We start from the raw sequence: 17,951 nt of genomic DNA, 5'->3' as shown, positions 1-17,951 counted from the left end.
GAACACCGAACCTGTAAAGGCTCTTTTCGTGGCGAACATCAAGTCCCAGATCAAGCGGAACAAGACGAACGAGAAGGCGCGCCTGCGCAACAAGGCCGTCAAGTCCTCGCTCAAGACCGCGATCCGCAAGGCCCGTGAGGCTGTCGCCGCCGGCGACCTCGAGAAGGCCACCGTCGCCACTCGTGCCGCCTCGCGTCAGCTCGACAAGGCTGTCTCGAAGGGTGTCATCCACAAGAACGCCGCCGCCAACAAGAAGTCGGCGCTGGCCACCAAGGTCGCCTCCCTCCAGGGCTGAGCTCTGATCTAACGGCCGTACGGGATCCAGCGGGCCCTCTCTCCCGCTCCCGCCCGGCCACCCCGGACTCGCGCGCGGACGCGTTCGCCACGCGGGTGCGAGCCCACTTGCTCGAACGTCGAGGGCCCCGCCGCCTCCTTCCCCAGGAGACGGCGGGGCCTTCGTCGTACGGGGCTGCCTTCGGCTTATGGGGGCCGCCCCCGGCGTACGGCGCTGCCTCCGGCGTACGGGGTTCTCCGCCGCGCGGGAGGGCGCCGCCCGGTGGGGACGCCCGTCCCGCACCGGGCACCGGTCAGTCGCCCCGGCGCATCCTCGCCGCCCGGGCCACCGTGACGACCGCCTTCTCCAGGGCGTACTCGGGGTCGTCGCCCCCGCCCTTCACGCCCGCGTCCGCCTCGGCGACCGCGCGCAGGGCCAGCGCGACCCCGTCCGGGGTCCAGCCGCGCATCTGCTGCCGTACGCGGTCGATCTTCCAGGGCGGCATGCCCAGCTCCCGCGCGAGGTCGGCGGGGCGGCCGCCCCGGGCCGAGGAGAGCTTGCCGATGGCCCGCACGCCCTGGGCGAGCGCGCTGGTGATCAGCACGGGCGCGACCCCGGTCGAGAGCGACCAGCGCAGGGCCTCCAGGGCCTCGGCCGCCCGGCCCTCGACGGCGCGGTCGGCGACGTTGAAGGAGGAGGCCTCGGCGCGGCCCGTGTAGTACCGCCCGACGACCGCCTCGTCGATCGTCCCGTCCACGTCGGAGGTCAACTGCGTGACGGCGGACGCGAGCTCCCGCAGGTCGCTGCCGATCGAGTCGACCAGGGCCTGGCAGGCCTCCGGCGTGGCCGAGCGTCCGAGCGCCCGGAACTCCTGCCGCACGAACGTCAGCCGCTCCGCCGGCTTGGTCGTCTTCGGACAGGCCACCTCCCGCGCCCCCGCCTTGCGCGCGGCGTCGAGCAGCCCCTTGCCCTTGGCACCGCCCGCGTGGAGCAGGACCAGGGAGATGTCCTCGACCGGGTCGCCGAAGTAGGCCTTGACGTCCTTGACCGCCTCGGCGGAGAGGTCGTGCGCGTTCCGCACGATCAGGACCTTGCGCTCGGCGAAGAGCGAGGGACTGGTGAGCTCCACGAGCGCCCCGGGCTGGAGCTGGTCGGGGGCGAGGTCGCGCACGTCCGTGTCGGCGTCGGCGGCGCGGGCGGCCGCCACCACCTCCTGGACGACGCGGTCGAGGAGCAGGTCCTCCTGTCCCACGGCGAGCGTCACGGGGCCGAGGAGGTCGTCGGGGGAAGTCTTTCTGGTGGCCATCGCCGTCCAGCATCCCACGGGCCACCGACAGCCGTGCCCATGCCCGAGAATGGCGGGGTGAGTGAACGACACGTACTGGTGCTCCCCGACCGCGACGCCGCCGAGGAGGTCGCCGGGGAGCTTCCCGACCGCTTCGGCGTCGCCGAGGAACCGCAGCTCGTGCGGGACGCCCTGGCCGGGGAGGACGACGCCGAGGACGCGCAGTGGCTGGTGGTCGTCGAGGATCCGGACGGCCGGCTCGACCCGGCGGCCCTCGACGGCCTCGCCGCCGAGTACGAGGGCTGGCTGGAGGCCCCCTGACCCGCTCGCCCCCCTCGCCCCTCTCGGCTCCCCTCGACCCCCTTGGTCCCCCGTCAGCTTCCCGACGTCCTGGGCACGATCTGGACGTCGAGGTCGATGCTGATGCTGGACCCGACGGCCGCGATGCCGCGCGCGAGCAGCGTCTGCCAGGTCAGGGTGAAGTCCTCGCGGTGGAGTTCGGTGGTGGCGCGGCAGGCGCCCCGGGTCTCGCCCTCCAGACCGTTCCCGAGGCCCAGGTACTGGGTGTCGAGGGTCACCGTGCGGCTCACCCCGTGGAGGGTGAGCGCCCCGGTGACGGCCCAGCGGCTGCCGCCCCGGTGGGTGAAGCGCTCGCTGTAGAACTCCAGCGTCGGGTACTTCCCGACGTCGAGGAAGTCGCCCGAGCGCAGGTGGTCGTCGCGCATCCGCACCCCGGTGTCGATGGAGGCCGCGTCGATGACGACGTGCATCGCGGAGTGCTCCATGCGGTCGGCGATCCGGACCGCGCCCGCGAAGCCGTTGAACCGGCCGTGGATCCGGGCCAGTCCGATGTGGCGCGCCGTGAACCCGATCTGGGAGTGCGCCGGGTCGATCTCCCAGTCGCCCGGCTCCGGGAGCGGGGGCTGCGGGGCGACCTGGAGCATGACGTCGCCGAGGCCGGTGTGGACGCCCTCGGCGACGAGGGCGGTGCCGTGGTGCGGCGTGTAGCCCTCGGCGGTGACCGCGAGCCGGTACTCGCCGGCCGGCACGGTCGCGAGCGCGGTGCCGTACGGGTCGGTCTCCCCGGCCAGCACCTTGCGCCCGACGGCGTCGCTGACGACGAACTCGGCCTGCCGGACGGGCTCGTGCACGGGGTCGAGCACCCGGCAGCTCAGGACTCCCGCCGAGGACGGGACGGTGAGACCGGCGAGCGGCCCGCCCCGCGCGGCGTTCCCTCCGCGCTTCCCGAAGAGACGGTCGAACATTCTTCACGCACCCCCGTGCGACTCGTTCACTATGCAACGAAGTCGCATTCGATCACCCTTGAGGCGTTCGAGGCAAACCGGAGCAAGTGTCGCTAAGTGTTACCGAGAGTCCGAATTGACGTTCTCTTCCCTTACGGAGGGCGGCGGTACGACGGGCGGTCGGGCAACGGGTGGTGACACGACGGGCAGTGCGTCGAGCTCGATGCCGAACAGGTTCCGGTACGCCTCCCTCACCTCCTCGTCCCCGCCGAGGATTCGCTCGTCGCGCCCGCCGCGGGCCCGGGTGATCAGCTTCGTGCCGCTGAGGGTGATCCGGCCCTCCTCGGTGAGCCGGGAGCAGACGAGGGAGCGCGGGAAGTGCGAGTCGGGCGAGGTCCGGTGGTACCAGGCCCCGGCCGCGAAGTCGGCGAGCTCGCGCGGCCGGGTCTCCATCCGGTACTGGGGCTTCCCGTCCCGCAGCACGTCCAGGTCGCCGTCGGCGGTCTCCACGATCCGGAAGACGCCCCCGGGATCCTCCTGGTCGTCGCGCGCGTCGAAGGCCAGCGGGAAGTGACTGTGGTCGCCGAACCCGACGTCGGCCAGCCACCGCTCCCCCTCCCCCTTCTCCCCTACCGTCTCCACGCGCAACGCCATGTGGTCGTACGGGATGCCGAGCTTCCCGCCCTCCCCGACGACCCGCGCCTGAAGCAGCTCGACCCGGTACCCGAGCCCCCTCAGCAGAACGGCGAACGCCGTGTTGACCTCGTAGCAGAAACCGCCCCTGCGCGCGCCGACCACCTTGTCGAGGAGCGCCTTCTCGTCCAGGACCACGGGCTCACCGAGATGGATCGAGAGGTTCTCGAAGGGCACCGTCCGCAGGTGGAGCAGGTGCAGCTCGCACAACGCGGCGGCATCCGCACGCACCGGCCGCTCCGCCCCGATCCGCCGCAGATAGGCCTCGACCTCGGACGGAGCGGGAACGAAGGGCACGGGCGGAGCGGAAGAACCCTGCGGCGCCGGGGGCTCGGACGGGACGGCGGGGGTCGGCTGGGTACTCATGCGGACAGTCTGCCGGGCCGGCGCCCGCTCCGGGGAAGGCCGTTCACCCTCCCTTCGGCACGGCCACGAGCCCCCTCCCCGCCCCCACCACCGCGATCGCCCCGTCCCGATCGGTCCGCAGCACCCGCGCCCCGCCGTCCCGCAGCGCCGCGAGGGTCCGGGGCGAAGGATGTCCGTACGGGTTGTCCCGGCCCGCGGAGACCAGCGCGAGCCTCGGCCGCACGACCCGCATCAGCGCCGGGTCCTGATGCGCGGACCCGTGGTGGGCGACCTTGAGGACGTCCACCGGCGCGAGCCCCGGATGGACCCGCGACAGCGCCCGCTGCGCCGGTGGCTCCAAGTCCCCGAGGAGCAGCAGGCTCAGCCCTCCGGCGGCGCGGACGAGCAGCGCGACACTGGCGTCGTTGGGCCCCTCGAAGAGGCCCCCGTCCTCCGCGACCCGCCCGGCAGCCGGCCACGGCCAGAGCACCCGCCACTCCAGGTCCCCGACCCTCCGTAGCTCCCCCGGTTCGGCACGGACCACCGGCACCCGGGCCGCGGCCGCCGTCCGCCGTACGAACGCGGCCTGGGCGGGCGGCTCTTCGAGCCCCGTCGTCTGGATCGCCCCCACCGACCGCCCCCGCAACACCCCCGGGAGCCCGGCCACGTGGTCCGTGTGGAAGTGGGTGAGCACCAGCAACGGCACCCGTCTCACCCCGAGTTCACGCAGGCAGCGGTCCACCGGTACGGGGTCGGGGCCCGCGTCCACCACGACGGCGGAGTCCCCGCCCGCCGCGAGCACGGTCGCGTCCCCCTGCCCCACCTGGCACATCGCGAACACCCAGTCCGGCGGCGGCCATCCGGTGGCCCACCGGGACAGCGGCACCGGCCGCACCACGGCGAGCAGGAGCAGCCCGGCCACGAGGACGCCGACTACGCCCCGGTACGGCAGTCTGCGCGCCCCGAGGACCACGGTCACGGTGAGCAGCGCGAGGGCCAGCCCGCCCCACCACCCGCCGGGCCAGGCCAGCTCCGCCCCGGGCAACGCGCTCCCGGTGCGGGCCACCCACGCGATCCACCCGACCGGCCATCCCGCCACCCACGCCAGACCCTCCGCCGCCGGCATCCAGAGCGCCGCCAGGGCCAGCGCGCCGAACCCGCACACCGTCGCGGGCGCCACGGCGAGTTCGGCGAAGAGGTTCGCCGGGATCGCGACCAGGCTCACCCGGGCCGCGAAGACCACCACGACCGGAGCGCACACCGCCTGCGCCGCAAGGGCCGCGGCCAGCGCCTCCGCCAACCGGCCGGGCACCCCGCGCCGACGCAGCCCGTCACTCCACCGGGGAGCGATCGTCAGCAGTGCCCCGGTGGCCAGGACCGAGAGCAGGAACCCGTAACTCCGCGCGAGCCAGGGGTCGTAGAGCACCAGGACGAGAACGGCGGCGGCCAGCGCGGGGATCAGCGACCTCCTGCGCCCGGTGCCGATCGCGAGCAGCGCGACGAGACCGCAGGCGGCGGCACGCAGGACGCTCGGGTCGGGTCGGCAGACGATCACGAAGGCCAGCGTCAGCCCTCCCCCGGCCACCCCGGTGACCCGCAGCGACAGCCCCAGCCGGGGCGCGAGCCCACCCCGTTCCACCTGGTGCGCCCGCCCGGGACGCCCGATCAACAGAAGCAGGACAATTGTCAAATTACTGCCGGAAACAGCCAACAAGTGCGTGAGATCGGTGGCTTCGAAGGCGTCCCTCAGCTCGGGGCCGACTCGGGAGGTGTCCCCGACGACCAGGCCGGGCAGCAGGGCCCGCGCGTCGGGGTCCAGTCCCTCGGTCGCCCTCCGCAGCCCCGCGCGCAGCTCCCCCGCCGTCCGTTGCGACGCGTTCGGCCGGCCCACGATCCGGGGCGGGCCCGATCCGTCCGCCTTGAGCACCGCCGCGAACGGTTCGCCCGGGTGCGACGGCGGCGCGAGCCGGCCGCCGATGCGCAGTCGGGTGGAGGGCAGGAGCCGCAGCCACTCCTCGCGCCCCTCCCCCGGCGGCACGATCAGCAGGACCGGTGCCCGGGTCCGGTGGACCGCACCGTCCGACCGCTCGACCCGGGTCACCTCGCCGTTCAGGACGACCGAGACCGGAGCCATGGTGTTGCCCCGCACCTTGGGCCGGGTGAGCCGTGGATCGGAGGTCACCGTCACCTCCAGGCGCGCCCGCGCGTACTCCTCGGCCAGGACCGGCACGGGCCCGCGCCGCAGGTCCGCCGCGTGCAGCCCCGCCGAGGCGGCCCCGGCCGCGGCACACAGCAGGACCCCGGCCCACGCGGTGGCCCGCAGCCGCCGCCCGGTGGCGACGCCCGGCACGACCGCCCCACGGCTCTTCGCCGGGTCCCCACGCCGCCGGACCACGCCCCACGCCGAAAGCACCGCCGCTCCCACCAGGCAGACCGCGACACCGGCCACCGTCCACCACCCGGTGACGCCCACCGCGCAGGCCGCGGCCGCCCAGGCCGCCGCCGCGAGGGGAACGAGCCGCAGATCGGTCGGCCCTTCCGGCCGAGTGGGCTCCCGTACCTCCTGCTCCGTCTCCGTGGCCGTTCCCCCGTCGCGCCTCACGGCCGGACCAGTGGTTCGAGGTCGGCGAACCGTCGCTCGCCGATGCCGCTGACCTCCCGCAGCTCGCTCACCGAGCGGAAGCCGCCGTGTTCCGTGCGGTGGTCGACGATGTGCTGGGCGAGGACCGGTCCGACGCCCGGGAGGGTGTCGAGCTGTTCCACCGTGGCACTGTTGAGACTCACCGGTGCCCCCGGCGCCCCACTCCCTCCGGTCCCTCCGGTTCCTCCCGCGTTCCCTCCGCTCCCGGGGCCGGGACCGCCGGCCTGTGCCCCCGGCACGTCGACCAGGACCTGTTCGCCGTCGGACAGGACACGGGCCCGGTTGACTCCGGTGAGATCGGCACCGGACCTCACCCCGCCCGCCGCCCGGAGGGCGTCCTCCACCCGCGAACCGGCGGGCAGGGTCAGCACCCCCGGCCTGCGCACCTTCCCGCCGACGTCGACGACGACCTTCACACCGGAGGGGACGGACGGCGCGGCCGGCGTGGGGGGTGCCCCCGCCTTCTGCGAGGTCTCAGGCTCCGGACCGGCCTGTCCCGGCCCGGCCTGTCCTCCAGGCGCGACCGTCGCAGGAGCGGCACGAACGAGTTCGGGCGCGCGCACCGGCTCCGGTCGGCCCATCCAGAAGTAACCGCCCGCGAGACCCACGGCGACGAGCAGGACCACCGTCAGCGCGGCCAGCGTCCTCGGTTCCAGCCCGCACCGGGTCTGCACCCACAGCGGCGTCCGGTCCCGGACCCCGGCCATCAGCCGTTCCCGCACCCCGGGCGGAGAGACCGGCGAAAGAACCCACCCCGGCGCCCCGGGCACCTCCTCCGCCCCGGGCACCTCCTCCGTCCCGGGTGTCGCCACCTCGGCGGACGGCTCCGGCGGGGACGCCGTCGGGAACAGGGCGTCCCCCCGTCGCCGTACGGCACCTCCGGGCACCTGGGCGGGCCGCCCGCCGCCCCGGGTGCGCCGCCGCCCCGGCCCCGGAGGCGAACCGCGTCCTGCGGGGCGACCGCGCCCGTCCGAACCGGCCGCCCTTCCGGGCCCGCTCGTCGGTCCGTGGGCCGTCCTCACGGCTCCGGAGCCGGCGGCGCCCGTGGCCCCGGCGACAAAAGCGGCAGCGCCGGCGGTGTCCGGTGTGTCGATGGCGGTCGATGCGATGCGTGTACGAAGCGTCATGCCCGTGACGTTAGAGAGCGCGGACACCCCGTGCCGGACTCGCTCACGGTCCGTGGACAGCGGCCCCACTGTGGAAAACTCCGTCACCCCTGCGGGTGACCGTCACGGGCCCGGTGGTCTCAGCGCGGTGAGACGACGACCGCGAGGAGCCCGGGGCCCGTGTGGGCGCCGATGACCGCGCCCACCTCGCTGACGTGGAACTCCCCGATTCCCGGGACGCGCTCGCGGAGCCGATCCGCGAGCGTGGCGGCGCGCTCCGGTGCGGACAGGTGGTGCACGGCGATGTCGACGGCCCCGGACCCGGCCCGCTCCACCGCGATCTCCTCCAGGCGTGCGATGGCCTTCGAGGCCGTCCGCACCTTCTCCCGGAGCTCGATCCGGCCGTTGTCGAGTTCGAGGAGGGGCTTCACCGCGAACGCGGAGCCCAGCAGCGCCTGCGCGGCGCCGATGCGTCCGCCCCGGCGCAGGTAGTCCAGGGTGTCGACGTAGAAGAAGGCGGAGATGCCGGCGGCGCGCTTCTCGGCCGCCGCGACCGCCTCGTCGAGCGATCCCCCGGCCTCCACGGTCTGCGCCGCCGCCAGGGCGCAGAAGCCCAGCGCCATGCCGACCATGCGGGTGTCCACCACGCGTACGGGCACGGGGGCGTCCTTCGCGGCGAGCACGGCCGCGTCGTAGGTCCCGGAGACCTCGGCGGACAGGTGGAGCGAGACGATCCCCCGCGCACCGGCCTCGGCGGCCTCGCGGTAGGTCGCGGCGAAGACCTCGGGGCTGGGGCGGGAGGTGGTGACGGACCGCCGCTTCTGGAGGGCCTGGGCGAGGGCCTCGGCCGAGATCTCCGTACCCTCCTGGAGGGCGCGGTCGCCGATGACGACGGTCAGCGGGACCGTGGTAACGGCGTGCCGCTCCCTCGTCTGGCGTGGCAGGTAGGCCGTGGAATCGGTGACGATCGCGACATGCCGGGACATGAGCGGGAGGTTACCCGCCGGAAGCGCCCCACGGCAGCCCGGCCCCCCGCCGGATCACCGGGCGTCGACGAGCGTCCCGGCCCCCGGCGGCCGGCCGTGTCGTCAGGTGGTGGTCTCCGGGCGGGCCGTCTTCTCCCAGGGGTACGCGGTCAGCCGGGGGTCGGGTGCCGTGAGGGCGGACGGTCCGCTCGTGCTCTCCCCGGTGTCCGCGGCCCGGCCGGCGGTCCCGGCGGGGCGTCCCCGCTCCTCCGTGCCGGCCGCGGTGGTGTCCGGGGCGGGCTCCGGGTCGGTCCAGTGGCGCAGGGCCCCGGCCTCGACGTCGATCTGGGCGCTGAGCGTCGACAGGTCGTCCTCGGCGAACCGCAGGGCCCGGTCCCGGGCGGCGCGGCGCAGTGCGTCGGCCGAGCCCGTGATCCGCTCGGTCCGCGCGGTGAGTTCGGGGAGTTGCCCGGCCACCCACGCCCGGTCGGGCTCCCGCTCCAGGCTCTTGAGGTCGGCGTCGAGTTCGAGGCCGTGCGCGCTGAGTCGGTGGAACAGGTCGAGCGACTCCTTCAGCGAGGCGTCCTGGCCGACGCCCGCCTGCAGCGCCTCCTGCGTGGCGCGCATCGAGGTGCGCAGCGAGAGCCTCAGCCGGGCCAGCTCGCCCGCGGCTCCGGCCTGGCCGAAGCTCTTGGCCCGCAGGGTGGTGTCCTCGACCGTGCGCCGCGCCTGGTCCAGGGTGCGGTCGACGCCGCGCTTGGCGGCCTTGGTCACCTTCACGGTGGCGTACACCCCGAGCGCCACGAAGGCGCAGAAGAGCAGCGCCAGGATGAGAATCACGGCTTCCATGGGTGCCCCTCCGGCATCGGTCGACTCACCACACGGTTGTGGTTCCTCCACGGTAAACGGAACGGGCAGGCCGAGGGTTCCATCGGAACCCCCAACCTGCCCGTAGGGGAAACCCCTGTGCGCGTCCGGTCACCGAGCCGCGCGTCAGCGGTCCGCTAGCCCGCGACGATGTTGACCAGCTTCGGCGCGCGCACGATCACCTTGCGGATCTCGGCGCCGCCCAGCGCCGCGACCACGTGCGGGTCGGCCAGCGCCAGCGTCTCCAGCTCCGCGTCGGTGATCGACGGGGAGACCTCCAGGCGGGCCTTGACCTTGCCCTTGATCTGCACGACGCAGGTCACGGTCTCGTCGACGACGTACGCCGGGTCGGCGACCGGGAAGTCCTGGTGGACGACCGACTCGGTGTGGCCCAGCCGGCGCCACAGCTCCTCGGCGATGTGCGGCGCCAGCGGGGCGACCAGCAGGACGAGCTGCTCGGCGACCGTGCGGGAGAGGGCGCCGCCGGACTTGGTCAGGTGGTTGTTCAGCTCGGTGATCTTGGCGATGGCGGTGTTGAAGCGCATCGCGGCCATGTCCTGCGTGACGCCGTCGATCGCCTTGTGCAGGGCGCGCAGCGTGTCCTCGTCCGGCGCGGTGTCGACGACGGTGACCTCGCCGGTCGACTCGTCGACGACGTTGCGCCACAGGCGCTGCAGCAGGCGGTACTGGCCGACCACCGCGCGCGTGTCCCAGGGGCGGGACACGTCCAGCGGGCCCATCGCCATCTCGTACAGGCGCAGGGTGTCGGCGCCGTACTCGGCGCAGATCTCGTCCGGCGTCACGGCGTTCTTCAGGGACTTGCCCATCTTGCCCAGGACGCGGGAGACCTTCTCGCCCCGGTACCAGAAGCCGCCGTCGCGCTCCTCGACCTCGGCCGCCGGTACGGCGATCCCGCGCGCGTCCCGGTAGACGAAGGCCTGGATCATGCCCTGGTTGTACAGCTTGTGGAAGGGCTCGGCCGAGGAGACGTGGCCCAGGTCGAACAGGACCTTGGACCAGAAGCGCGCGTACAGCAGGTGCAGTACGGCGTGCTCGGCGCCGCCGACGTACAGGTCGACGCCACCGGTCGGCATGCCCTCGCGGGGGCCCATCCAGTACTGCTCGACGGCCGGGTCGACCAGCTTCTCGGAGTTGTGCGGGTCCAGGTAGCGCAGCTCGTACCAGCAGGAACCGGCCCAGTTGGGCATGGTGTTGGTCTCGCGGCGGTACTTCTTGGGGCCGTCGCCCAGGTCCAGGGTGACGTTCACCCAGTCCTCGTTGCGGGACAGCGGGGTCTCCGGGCGGGTGTCCGCGTCGTCCGGGTCGAAGGTGCGCGGCGAGTAGTCCTCGACCTCCGGCAGCTCCAGGGGCAGCATCGACTCGGGCAGGGAGTGGGCGACGCCGTCCTCGTCGTAGACGATCGGGAAGGGCTCGCCCCAGTACCGCTGGCGGCTGAACAGCCAGTCGCGCAGCCGGAAGTTGACAGTGCCCTCGCCGATGCCGCGGTCGGCCAGCCAGGCGGTGATCCTCTCCTTGGCGGCGGCGACGCCCAAGCCGTCCAGGGAGATCTCGTCGTTGGCGGAGTCGACCAGCTCCGCCTCGTAGGAGGAGAACGCGTCGTCCCAGGTGGAGGGGTCGGTGCCGCGGTCGTCCGAGGGCTGGACAACGCAGCGCATCGGCAGCTCGAAGGCGCGCGCGAAGGCGAAGTCGCGGCTGTCGTGCGCGGGGACGGCCATGATGGCGCCGGTGCCGTAGCCCATCAGGACGTAGTCGGCGATGAAGACCGGGACGCGCTCGCCGCTGACCGGGTTGGTCGCGTACGCGCCGGTGAAGACGCCGGTCTTGTCCTTGGCCTCGGCCTGGCGCTCGACGTCGGACTTGGAGGCGGCCTGCTTGCGGTAGGCGTCGACGGCCTCGGCGGGGGTGGCGTGGCCGCCGGTCCACACGTTGTGGGTGCCCTCGGGCCAGGTGGCCGGGACGATCTTCTCGACCAGGTCGTGCTCGGGGGCCAGGACCATGTAGGTGGCGCCGAACAGGGTGTCCTGGCGGGTGGTGAAGACGGTGATGGCGCCGGCCTCGCCGACCTGGAAGTCGACGCGGGCGCCCTCGGAGCGGCCGATCCAGTTCCGCTGCTGCAGCTTGATGGCCTCGGGCCAGTCCAGCGCGTCCAGGTCGTCCAGCAGGCGGTCCGCGTAGGCGGTGATCCGCATGTTCCACTGGCGCAGCTTGGACTTGAAGACGGGGAAGTTGCCGCGCTCGGAGCGTCCGTCGGCGGTGACCTCCTCGTTGGCCAGGACGGTGCCCAGGCCGGGGCACCAGTTGACGGGCGCGTCGGAGGCGTACGCCAGGCGGTACTCGCCCAGGACGTCGGCGCGCTCGGTGGCGCTCAGCTCGCTCCACGCGCGCGTGGTGCCGGGGATCTCACGCGTGCCGTTCTCGAACCGCTCGACCAGTTCGGCGATCGGGCGGGCCTTCTTCGCCTCGTCGTCGTACCAGGAGTTGAAGATCTGCAGGAAGATCCACTGGGTCCACTTGTAGTACTCCGGGTCGATCGTGGCGAACGACCGGCGCTTGTCGTGGCCCAGACCCAGCCGGCGGAGCTGGACCTTCATGTTCTCCATGTTGGCCTCGGTGGACACGCGCGGGTGCGTGCCCGTCTGCACGGCGTACTGCTCGGCCGGCAGGCCGAAGGCGTCGAAGCCCAGGGTGTGCAGCACGTTGTGGCCGGTCATGCGCGCGTGGCGGGCGAAGACGTCCGTCGCGATGTAGCCCAGCGGGTGGCCGACGTGCAGTCCCGCGCCCGAGGGGTACGGGAACATGTCCATGATGAACTTCTTGGGCCGGGCGGCGACCGCGGGGTCGCCCGCCAGGTCGCCGGTGGGGTTCGGGGCCTCGTACGTGCCCTCGGCGTCCCAGAAGTCCTGCCAGCGTGCCTCGATGTCGGCGGCCATGGCCGCCGTGTAGCGATGCGGGGCCGCCGTCTCGGCAGCCGTATTGATCTCGGTCATGGTCCTTGAAGCTCCATCGATCGTCTCTGCCCACGGCCACTGACTGCCCGAAATGAAAAATCCCCTCGCACAGGAGGGGATGCCGCGCCGACTCCGACGGAATGTCTGTCACCCGTCGGGACTGGTCAGCGCGGCTCGGTAAGCAGGAGGCGTACGGCACGCATGGCGCCAGGGTACCGCAGCGGCCGCACGGGCCGCACCGGCGTTCCGGGGACCGGGACACGAGAAAGCGGGCCACCCGATCCGGGTGACCCGCTTTGCCCTCCACAGCTTCCGTGGAGTTTCTGTGGAGCTAAGGAGAATTGAACTCCTGACCTCCTGCATGCCATGCAGGCGCTCTACCAACTGAGCTATAGCCCCTTGCTTTCCGCCTCCGCTCCGGTTTCCCTCGCGGCGACAGACAGAACATTAACCGGCTCCCCGGCAGATCTCCAAATCGATTCCCGGCCCCCTCCGGGAGCGCCGGGTAGGGTCGCCGACTGTGTCCGTCTCCGTGCTCTCGAAAACCCGTGCCCGGCCCTGGCCCCTGGCCACCGCCGCGGCGATCTGCCTGCTCTCGTTCGCGGCCTTCTGGGTGGCGCAACGCCTCGCCCACGTGAACATGCTCGACGTCATGGTCTACCGGGCCGAGGGCGAGACGGTGCGGGCCGGCGGCGACCTGTACGCGATGCGCGCCACCTCGGCGAACCTCGGCATGACGTACCCGCCGTTCGCGGCCCTGCTGTTCGTGCCGCTGACCCTGGTGGGCGTTCCGCTGATGCGGACGCTCGCCACCGGCGGGAACCTGCTCCTGGTGGTCGCCCTGGTCCTGCTGTCGGTCCGGCTGGTCCGTCCGTCGCTGTCCCGCGCGGACCTGTGGCGCACGACGTTCTGGGTCGCCGCGGTCGCGGTCTGGTGCGAGCCGGTGTGGACGACCCTGCGGTACGGCCAGATCAACCTGCTCATAGCGGTGGCGGTGCTCTGGGACCTCACGCGCCGCGAGGGCAGCCGCTGGGCGGGCCTCGGCATCGGCCTGGCGACCGCGGTGAAACTCACACCGGGACTCTTCGTGGTCCTGCTGCTCGTCGCGGGCGTGCTGCTGTGGCGCCGGGACCGGTCCTGGAACCAGTGGCTGCGCACGGCGGCGACGGCGACCGGGGTGTTCCTCGGGACGACGCTGGCCGTGGTGGTCGCGCTGCCCGCGGACTCGAAGAGGTTCTGGACGGAGACGCTGTTCGAGACGGGCCGGGTCGGCTTCGCCGAGGAGACCGCCAACCAGTCGATCCGCGGCGTCCTGGCCCGGCTGATGCACACCGACGACCCGGGCACGTGGTGGGCGGTGGCGGCGGCCCTCCTGGGCGGCGCGGCGATGGTGGTGGCGGTACGGGCCGCGCTGCGCGGCGACAAGGCCGTGGCGGTGGTCGTCTGCGCGTTCACGGCGCTGATGATCAGCCCGATCTCGTGGTCCCACCACTGGGTCTGGTGCGTGCCGCTGCTGATCCTGCTCGCGGACCGCGCCACGCACGCGTGGCGGGTGACGGGGGCGGTGGCCCTGGTGTTCGCGTCGTTCGCGCTGTGGTGGGTCCCGCACGACCCGGGCCGCCCCGAACTGGACCAGAACGCGGGTCAGATGCTGCTCTCCGCCGTCTATCCGCTGACGGCGACGGCGCTGCTCGCGGGGTACGTGCTGACGCGGCGACGGGCACGCGGAACGGATGCCGGCCACGGGACGGAGGCCGGTACGACGGAGGCCGGTACGACGGAAGCCGGTACGACGGAAGCCGGTACGACGGCGAAGACCGGTAAGGCGACGGAGCCCGTCCTGGAGGCCGTGCTGCCGGGAGCACCGGAGCAGGAGCCCCGGACCGCGCCCGAGCGGGAGCGTCAGGCCGTGGCGAAGGAGTAGAACCGCTTGAGGGTGCAGTGCTCGTCGAGGAGCCGGCCGTAGATCGGCTCCCCCTCCAGCTCGCGGTAGGTCTCGATCGGGTCGCCTTTTATGATCAGCGCCCGCGCGCACTCCTCGCACCAGTACTGGAACTCGGGGTTGACGGGGTCCATGTCGCGCACGATGGGCGTGCCGCTGCCGCACCAGTCGCACTTCCGCCTGTGTGCACCCATCAGTCAGCTCCAGCTATGGCTGCGGATCGCGCGCCCCGTCGTGCACCTGGTCGTGCACCGACAGGACACCCTGCCGTTGTCGCCGAGCACTTGGGCCACCCTCCCGTCCGGATCCTGTCCCCCTCCGGCCGTCCGATTCTGCCATGGCCCCGCAAGGGGGCCGGCGTACTCGGCACAACGTGACGAAACGACGAATCCCGCCCCCTGATGGGGACGGGATTCGGTGACTGTGGAGCTAAGGAGAATTGAACTCCTGACCTCCTGCATGCCATGCAGGCGCTCTACCAACTGAGCTATAGCCCCTCGTGTTCTTCGCGCTCCGCGCTGCGAACAAGAAGAACTCTAGCCTGTGACCTGCCGGAAAGTGAAATCCGGATCCGACGGGCCCGCTGCGGGGATCAGTCGTCGTCGCCGAGGACCGGCTCGGGCAGCGTGCCGGCGTTGTGCTCCATCAGGCGCCAGCCGCGCGCGCCCTCGCCCAGGACGGACCAGCAGCAGTTCGAGAGCCCGCCCAGGCTCTCCCAGTGCCGGGACTCCAGGCCCAGGAGCCGGCCGATGGTGGTGCGGATGGTGCCGCCGTGGCTGACCACGACGAGCGTGCCGTTCTCGGGGAGCTTGTCGGCGTGCTCCAGGACCACGGGGGCGGCCCGGTCGGCCACCTCGGTCTCCAGCTCGCCGCCGCCCCGGCGCACGGGCTCGCCGCGCTTCCACGCGGCGTACTGCTCGCCGTACCGGGCCACGATCTCGTCGTGGGTCAGCCCCTGCCACTCCCCCGCGTACGTCTCGCGCAGCGCGGCGTCGTGGGCGACGTCGTGGCCGGTGAGCGCGGCGAGCTCGGCGGCGGTGGCCGCCGCCCGCTTCAGGTCGGAGGCCACGATGGCGTCCGGCTGGAGCGCGGCGAGCAGCCGTGCGGCCCGGCGCGCCTGGGCGACGCCGGCCTCCGTCAGGTCGATGTCGGTCGAGCCCTGGAAGCGGCGCTCCAGGTTCCAGGAGGTCTGGCCGTGGCGCCAGAGGACGATGCGGCGGCCGGTGCCGCCCCTGGTGGCGCTCAGCTCAGCTCACCGTCCGGTCCGTCGGGGAGGCCGGAGGCGTGGCCGGTGGTGTCGACACCGGTCAGGGCGGCGTGCTCGGCGGCCTTGCCGCGGGTCTTCGCGGCGTCCTCGGGCAGCTCCAGCTCGGGGCAGTCCTTCCACAGCCGCTCCAGGGCGTAGAAGACCCGCTCCTCGCTGTGCTGGACGTGGATGACGATGTCGACGTAGTCGAGCAGGATCCAGCGCGCGTCGCGGTCGCCCTCGCGGCGGACCGGCTTGGCGCCGAGCTCCTTGAGCAGCCGCTCCTCGATCTCGTCGACGATCGACTTGACCTGGCGGTCGTTGGGCGCGGAGGCGAGCAGGAAGGCGTCGGTGATCGACAGCACGTCGCTGACGTCGTACGCGATGATGTCGTGCGCGAGCCGGTCGGCGGCCGCCTGGGCGGCGGTCTTGACGAGCTCGATGGAACGGTCCGTGGCGGTCACAGGCAGGCTTTCGTCGGCGGTCCAGTACCCCTCCAGGGTCTCACGGACCGCCGACGACGCCGTCTGGCTTTTCCGGAGCGCCGCTAGCGGGCCCCGGGAACCTTGTAGTCCCGGCCCAGGACGACGGTGACGGCGGCCGCTCCCGCGGTCTCGCCCTTGCGGACCGAGCCGTCCGGCAGGCCCAGCGTCTTGGCCACCTCGGCGGCCGCCGCCTTCTGGGCGTCGTCGCCGTAGAGGACCTGCGACTTCTCCTGGTCCGGGGCGCCGGTGGCGCCCACGAGGGCGTAGCCGCCGTTGGCCAGCACGATCCGGGCCGCCTCGGTGGCGTTCTTGCCGGAGCCGTCCCGCAGCGAGACGCGGGTGATCCCGTCCGCCTCGGGGGCGGTGACCTTGCCGCCGAGGATGTCCTTCACGACGCTGTCGCTCGCGCCGTCGGTCAGCGCGCCGTCCTCCTCCACGGGGAGCAGGGCCGTCTTGTAGGCGCCGAGCTTGGCGTGCTCGGCGAGCTTGGCCAGGGAGGCGCCGAGGTCCTTCTCCGGGAGCGAGGGGTCGAGGATCTGCTGGAGGGTCTCGATGGTGACCGTGGCGGACGCGGGGTCGTCGGAGATCTTCCGCAGGACCCCGTACAGGACCTGGCCGAAGCGCTGGAGCTGCTTGGCGTCGTCCTCGCCGGGGGCCCGGTAGGTGGCGTAGGCGACGGCGGCGCGGCCGTTCAGCGTCTGCTTCTCGCCCTTCCTGACGAGCGGCTCGGCGCCGTTCTTGGGGGCGGGCACGTCGGTGTCGGTGTCGGTCTCGATGCCGCTGACGACCTCGACGAGGTTCTCCAGGTACGGGGTGTCCAGGCGCCAGGTGCCGGTGATCTTCGCGCCGAGGAGGTTGCCGATCGCCTCCCGGGTGCCGCTGGAGCCGTCGTCCTCGACCGACTTGCCGAGGGTGGTCGCGGAGCCCTCGGCGTCGGCGACGACGACGGAGTTGGGGAGCAGGACCGTGGTGCCCTGGCGGGTGGTCGCGTTCTCCACGAGCAGGGCGGTGGAGGTTCCGCCGTTCGTGGTGTCGTGGAGGTGGACCACGATGGTGTCGCGCTTCTGGGGGCCGGTGGCGGTGGTCCCCTTCTGCTCCGGGGCGGAGGTGCCGGGGAGCAGGCCGGCGGACCACAGGTAGCCGACGCCGCCGACGGCGGCGAGCACGAGGACGACGACGAGCGCGACGATCCGGTTGCGCCCCCGCCGCCTGGCCTCCTCGCGCCGCTCCGAACGGCTCTCGGTGAACTTGAGCCAGTCGATGACGTCCTCGGAGTCCTCGTCGGGCTCCTCGATGAACGAGAACTGCTCGGTGCGGTACTCGCGGTCGTCGTCGTCCGTACGGGACGGGGCGGGGCGCCCGGAGGCCGGCCGGCCGGGGGCGGACCGCTCGGAGGCGGGCCGCTGGCCGGGGACGCCGGGCGGGGCGGCGACGGGCGCGGCCGGGGCCTCGGGGACCGGCCGGACGGCCTCGGGCCGGGCCTGCGGCTGCTGGGCCTGGGAGTGGGACTGGGAGTGATCCTGCGGTTGGGCCTGGGGCTGGGCCGCCCACTCCTGCCCGGTGTCGTACTGCCGATCCGTGTCGTACTGCCGGCCGGTGTCGTAGGACGGGTAGGCGTAGCCCTGCTGCCCGTACGGGTCGTACGGGGACTGCGCCTGCGGCTGCTGCTCCTGGGACGGCGGCTGCTGCTGGACGTAGGGGTCGTAGCCGTACCCCTGCTGCGGCTGCTGTTGCCCGCCGCCGTACGGGTCGTAGTGCTGCGCGGGCTGCTGCTGCGCCTGCGGCTGCTGGTACACCGGCTGCCCGTACTCGTCGTAGCCGATGATCTGCGGCTGCGGACGGTACGGATCGTACGGGTGCTGCTGGTCGTTCACCGGTGCCCCTCCCCG

Annotated in this window: 15 protein-coding genes and 2 tRNA genes; 3 read left to right on the top strand and 14 right to left on the bottom strand. The window is 73.0% G+C overall.

Translation table 11 applies throughout. The annotated features are described in order from the left end of the window. The first annotated feature begins 28 nt into the window (after positions 1 to 28). Positions 29 to 295 carry a 30S ribosomal protein S20 gene (gene rpsT / locus ACFYNX_RS07105; protein WP_188270270.1) on the top strand — a complete coding sequence of 89 codons (267 nt, stop codon included), beginning with the start codon at positions 29 to 31 and terminating at the stop codon, positions 293 to 295. 292 nt (positions 296 to 587) lie between these two features. Here the strand turns inward: rpsT and holA are convergent, their stop codons facing one another. After that, positions 588 to 1,580 (bottom strand): DNA polymerase III subunit delta, encoded by a 993-nt coding sequence (gene holA / locus ACFYNX_RS07100; RefSeq protein ID WP_365538187.1) that lies wholly within the window; start codon positions 1,578 to 1,580, stop codon positions 588 to 590. Between the two features lie 39 nt (positions 1,581 to 1,619). Here holA and ACFYNX_RS07095 point away from each other — a divergent pair, with 39 nt between their 5' ends. Further along, the gene (locus ACFYNX_RS07095; RefSeq protein ID WP_376238569.1) at positions 1,620 to 1,880 is read left to right on the top strand and encodes a hypothetical protein; all 261 of its coding nucleotides are present in this window, start codon (positions 1,620 to 1,622) and stop codon (positions 1,878 to 1,880) included. Between the two features lie 53 nt (positions 1,881 to 1,933). Here ACFYNX_RS07095 and ACFYNX_RS07090 read toward each other — a convergent pair whose 3' ends face one another. The 8 genes from ACFYNX_RS07090 to ACFYNX_RS07055 all read right to left on the bottom strand — a co-directional run bounded on the left by ACFYNX_RS07090 (position 1,934) and on the right by ACFYNX_RS07055 (position 12,788). Further along, positions 1,934 to 2,824 carry a YceI family protein gene (locus tag ACFYNX_RS07090; protein WP_388658542.1) on the bottom strand — a complete coding sequence of 297 codons (891 nt, stop codon included), beginning with the start codon at positions 2,822 to 2,824 and terminating at the stop codon, positions 1,934 to 1,936. Positions 2,825 to 2,923: 99 nt separating this feature from the next. Continuing rightward, the gene (locus ACFYNX_RS07085) at positions 2,924 to 3,862 is read right to left on the bottom strand and encodes an arylamine N-acetyltransferase (protein WP_388658539.1); all 939 of its coding nucleotides are present in this window, start codon (positions 3,860 to 3,862) and stop codon (positions 2,924 to 2,926) included. A 43-nt stretch (positions 3,863 to 3,905) separates the two neighbouring features. Continuing rightward, the gene (locus ACFYNX_RS07080) at positions 3,906 to 6,443 is read right to left on the bottom strand and encodes a ComEC/Rec2 family competence protein (RefSeq protein WP_388658536.1); all 2,538 of its coding nucleotides are present in this window, start codon (positions 6,441 to 6,443) and stop codon (positions 3,906 to 3,908) included. Next, the gene (locus tag ACFYNX_RS07075; protein WP_388658533.1) at positions 6,440 to 7,189 is read right to left on the bottom strand and encodes a helix-hairpin-helix domain-containing protein; all 750 of its coding nucleotides are present in this window, start codon (positions 7,187 to 7,189) and stop codon (positions 6,440 to 6,442) included. Before ACFYNX_RS07075 ends, ACFYNX_RS07080 begins: the two co-directional genes overlap by 4 nt. A 539-nt stretch (positions 7,190 to 7,728) precedes the next feature. Beyond that, positions 7,729 to 8,574, bottom strand: coding sequence for a DegV family protein (locus ACFYNX_RS07070; protein ID WP_125666969.1), 846 nt, complete (start codon positions 8,572 to 8,574; stop codon positions 7,729 to 7,731). A gap of 102 nt (positions 8,575 to 8,676) precedes the next feature. Beyond that, the gene (locus ACFYNX_RS07065) at positions 8,677 to 9,402 is read right to left on the bottom strand and encodes a hypothetical protein (RefSeq protein WP_388658530.1); all 726 of its coding nucleotides are present in this window, start codon (positions 9,400 to 9,402) and stop codon (positions 8,677 to 8,679) included. A 155-nt stretch (positions 9,403 to 9,557) separates the two neighbouring features. Beyond that, entirely contained in the window at positions 9,558 to 12,428 is a 2,871-nt protein-coding gene (gene leuS / locus ACFYNX_RS07060) for a leucine--tRNA ligase (protein ID WP_388658527.1), read from the bottom strand. A 287-nt stretch (positions 12,429 to 12,715) separates the two neighbouring features. Continuing rightward, positions 12,716 to 12,788 (bottom strand) — tRNA-Ala (locus ACFYNX_RS07055). Between the two features lie 121 nt (positions 12,789 to 12,909). Between ACFYNX_RS07055 and ACFYNX_RS07050 the strand changes: the two genes are divergently transcribed. Further along, on the top strand, positions 12,910 to 14,313 hold the full coding sequence (locus ACFYNX_RS07050) for a glycosyltransferase 87 family protein (RefSeq protein WP_388658524.1): 1,404 nt from the start codon (positions 12,910 to 12,912) through the stop codon (positions 14,311 to 14,313). On the opposite strand, the gene ACFYNX_RS07045 is transcribed toward ACFYNX_RS07050, so the two are convergent. From ACFYNX_RS07045 to ACFYNX_RS07025, 5 genes are all read right to left on the bottom strand, one after another. Further along, positions 14,292 to 14,525 (bottom strand): hypothetical protein, encoded by a 234-nt coding sequence (locus tag ACFYNX_RS07045; RefSeq protein WP_005317760.1) that lies wholly within the window; start codon positions 14,523 to 14,525, stop codon positions 14,292 to 14,294. The two genes, ACFYNX_RS07050 and ACFYNX_RS07045, sit on opposite strands and share 22 nt — an antisense overlap. Positions 14,526 to 14,755: 230 nt before the next feature. Then, positions 14,756 to 14,828 (bottom strand) — tRNA-Ala (locus tag ACFYNX_RS07040). A gap of 95 nt (positions 14,829 to 14,923) precedes the next feature. Beyond that, on the bottom strand, positions 14,924 to 15,577 hold the full coding sequence (locus ACFYNX_RS07035) for a histidine phosphatase family protein (RefSeq protein ID WP_365538979.1): 654 nt from the start codon (positions 15,575 to 15,577) through the stop codon (positions 14,924 to 14,926). Next, a complete protein-coding gene (rsfS, locus tag ACFYNX_RS07030) occupies positions 15,574 to 16,041 on the bottom strand; it encodes a ribosome silencing factor (protein ID WP_388658521.1) in 468 nt (155 codons plus the stop codon). The genes ACFYNX_RS07035 and rsfS overlap by 4 nt, the downstream gene beginning before the upstream one ends. Positions 16,042 to 16,124: 83 nt before the next feature. Beyond that, positions 16,125 to 17,936: an LCP family protein gene (locus ACFYNX_RS07025; RefSeq protein ID WP_388658518.1), complete on the bottom strand. Its 1,812-nt coding sequence runs from the start codon at positions 17,934 to 17,936 to the stop codon at positions 16,125 to 16,127. Between the last annotated feature and the right edge of the window lie 15 nt (positions 17,937 to 17,951).

The organism is Streptomyces sp. NPDC007872, from assembly GCF_042868165.1.
GTDB lineage: Bacteria > Actinomycetota > Actinomycetes > Streptomycetales > Streptomycetaceae > Streptomyces.
This window is presented reverse-complemented; position numbering and strand designations above follow the sequence as displayed.

Bases quoted from the DNA above. Each gene is read 5' to 3' on its own strand.
- ACFYNX_RS07085 (WP_388658539.1), bottom strand. From the start codon at position 3,862: ATGAGTACCCAGCCGACCCCCGCCGTCCCGTCCGAGCCCCCGGCGCCG.
- ACFYNX_RS07095 (WP_376238569.1), top strand. From the start codon at position 1,620: ATGCCCGAGAATGGCGGGGTGAGTGAACGACACGTACTGGTGCTCCCC.
- ACFYNX_RS07075 (WP_388658533.1), bottom strand. From the start codon at position 7,189: ATGGCCGGGGTCCGGGACCGGACGCCGCTGTGGGTGCAGACCCGGTGC.
- holA (WP_365538187.1), bottom strand. From the start codon at position 1,580: ATGGCCACCAGAAAGACTTCCCCCGACGACCTCCTCGGCCCCGTGACG.
- ACFYNX_RS07070 (WP_125666969.1), bottom strand. From the start codon at position 8,574: ATGTCCCGGCATGTCGCGATCGTCACCGATTCCACGGCCTACCTGCCA.
- ACFYNX_RS07045 (WP_005317760.1), bottom strand. From the start codon at position 14,525: ATGGGTGCACACAGGCGGAAGTGCGACTGGTGCGGCAGCGGCACGCCC.
- leuS (WP_388658527.1), bottom strand. From the start codon at position 12,428: ATGACCGAGATCAATACGGCTGCCGAGACGGCGGCCCCGCATCGCTAC.
- ACFYNX_RS07090 (WP_388658542.1), bottom strand. From the start codon at position 2,824: ATGTTCGACCGTCTCTTCGGGAAGCGCGGAGGGAACGCCGCGCGGGGC.
- ACFYNX_RS07065 (WP_388658530.1), bottom strand. From the start codon at position 9,402: ATGGAAGCCGTGATTCTCATCCTGGCGCTGCTCTTCTGCGCCTTCGTG.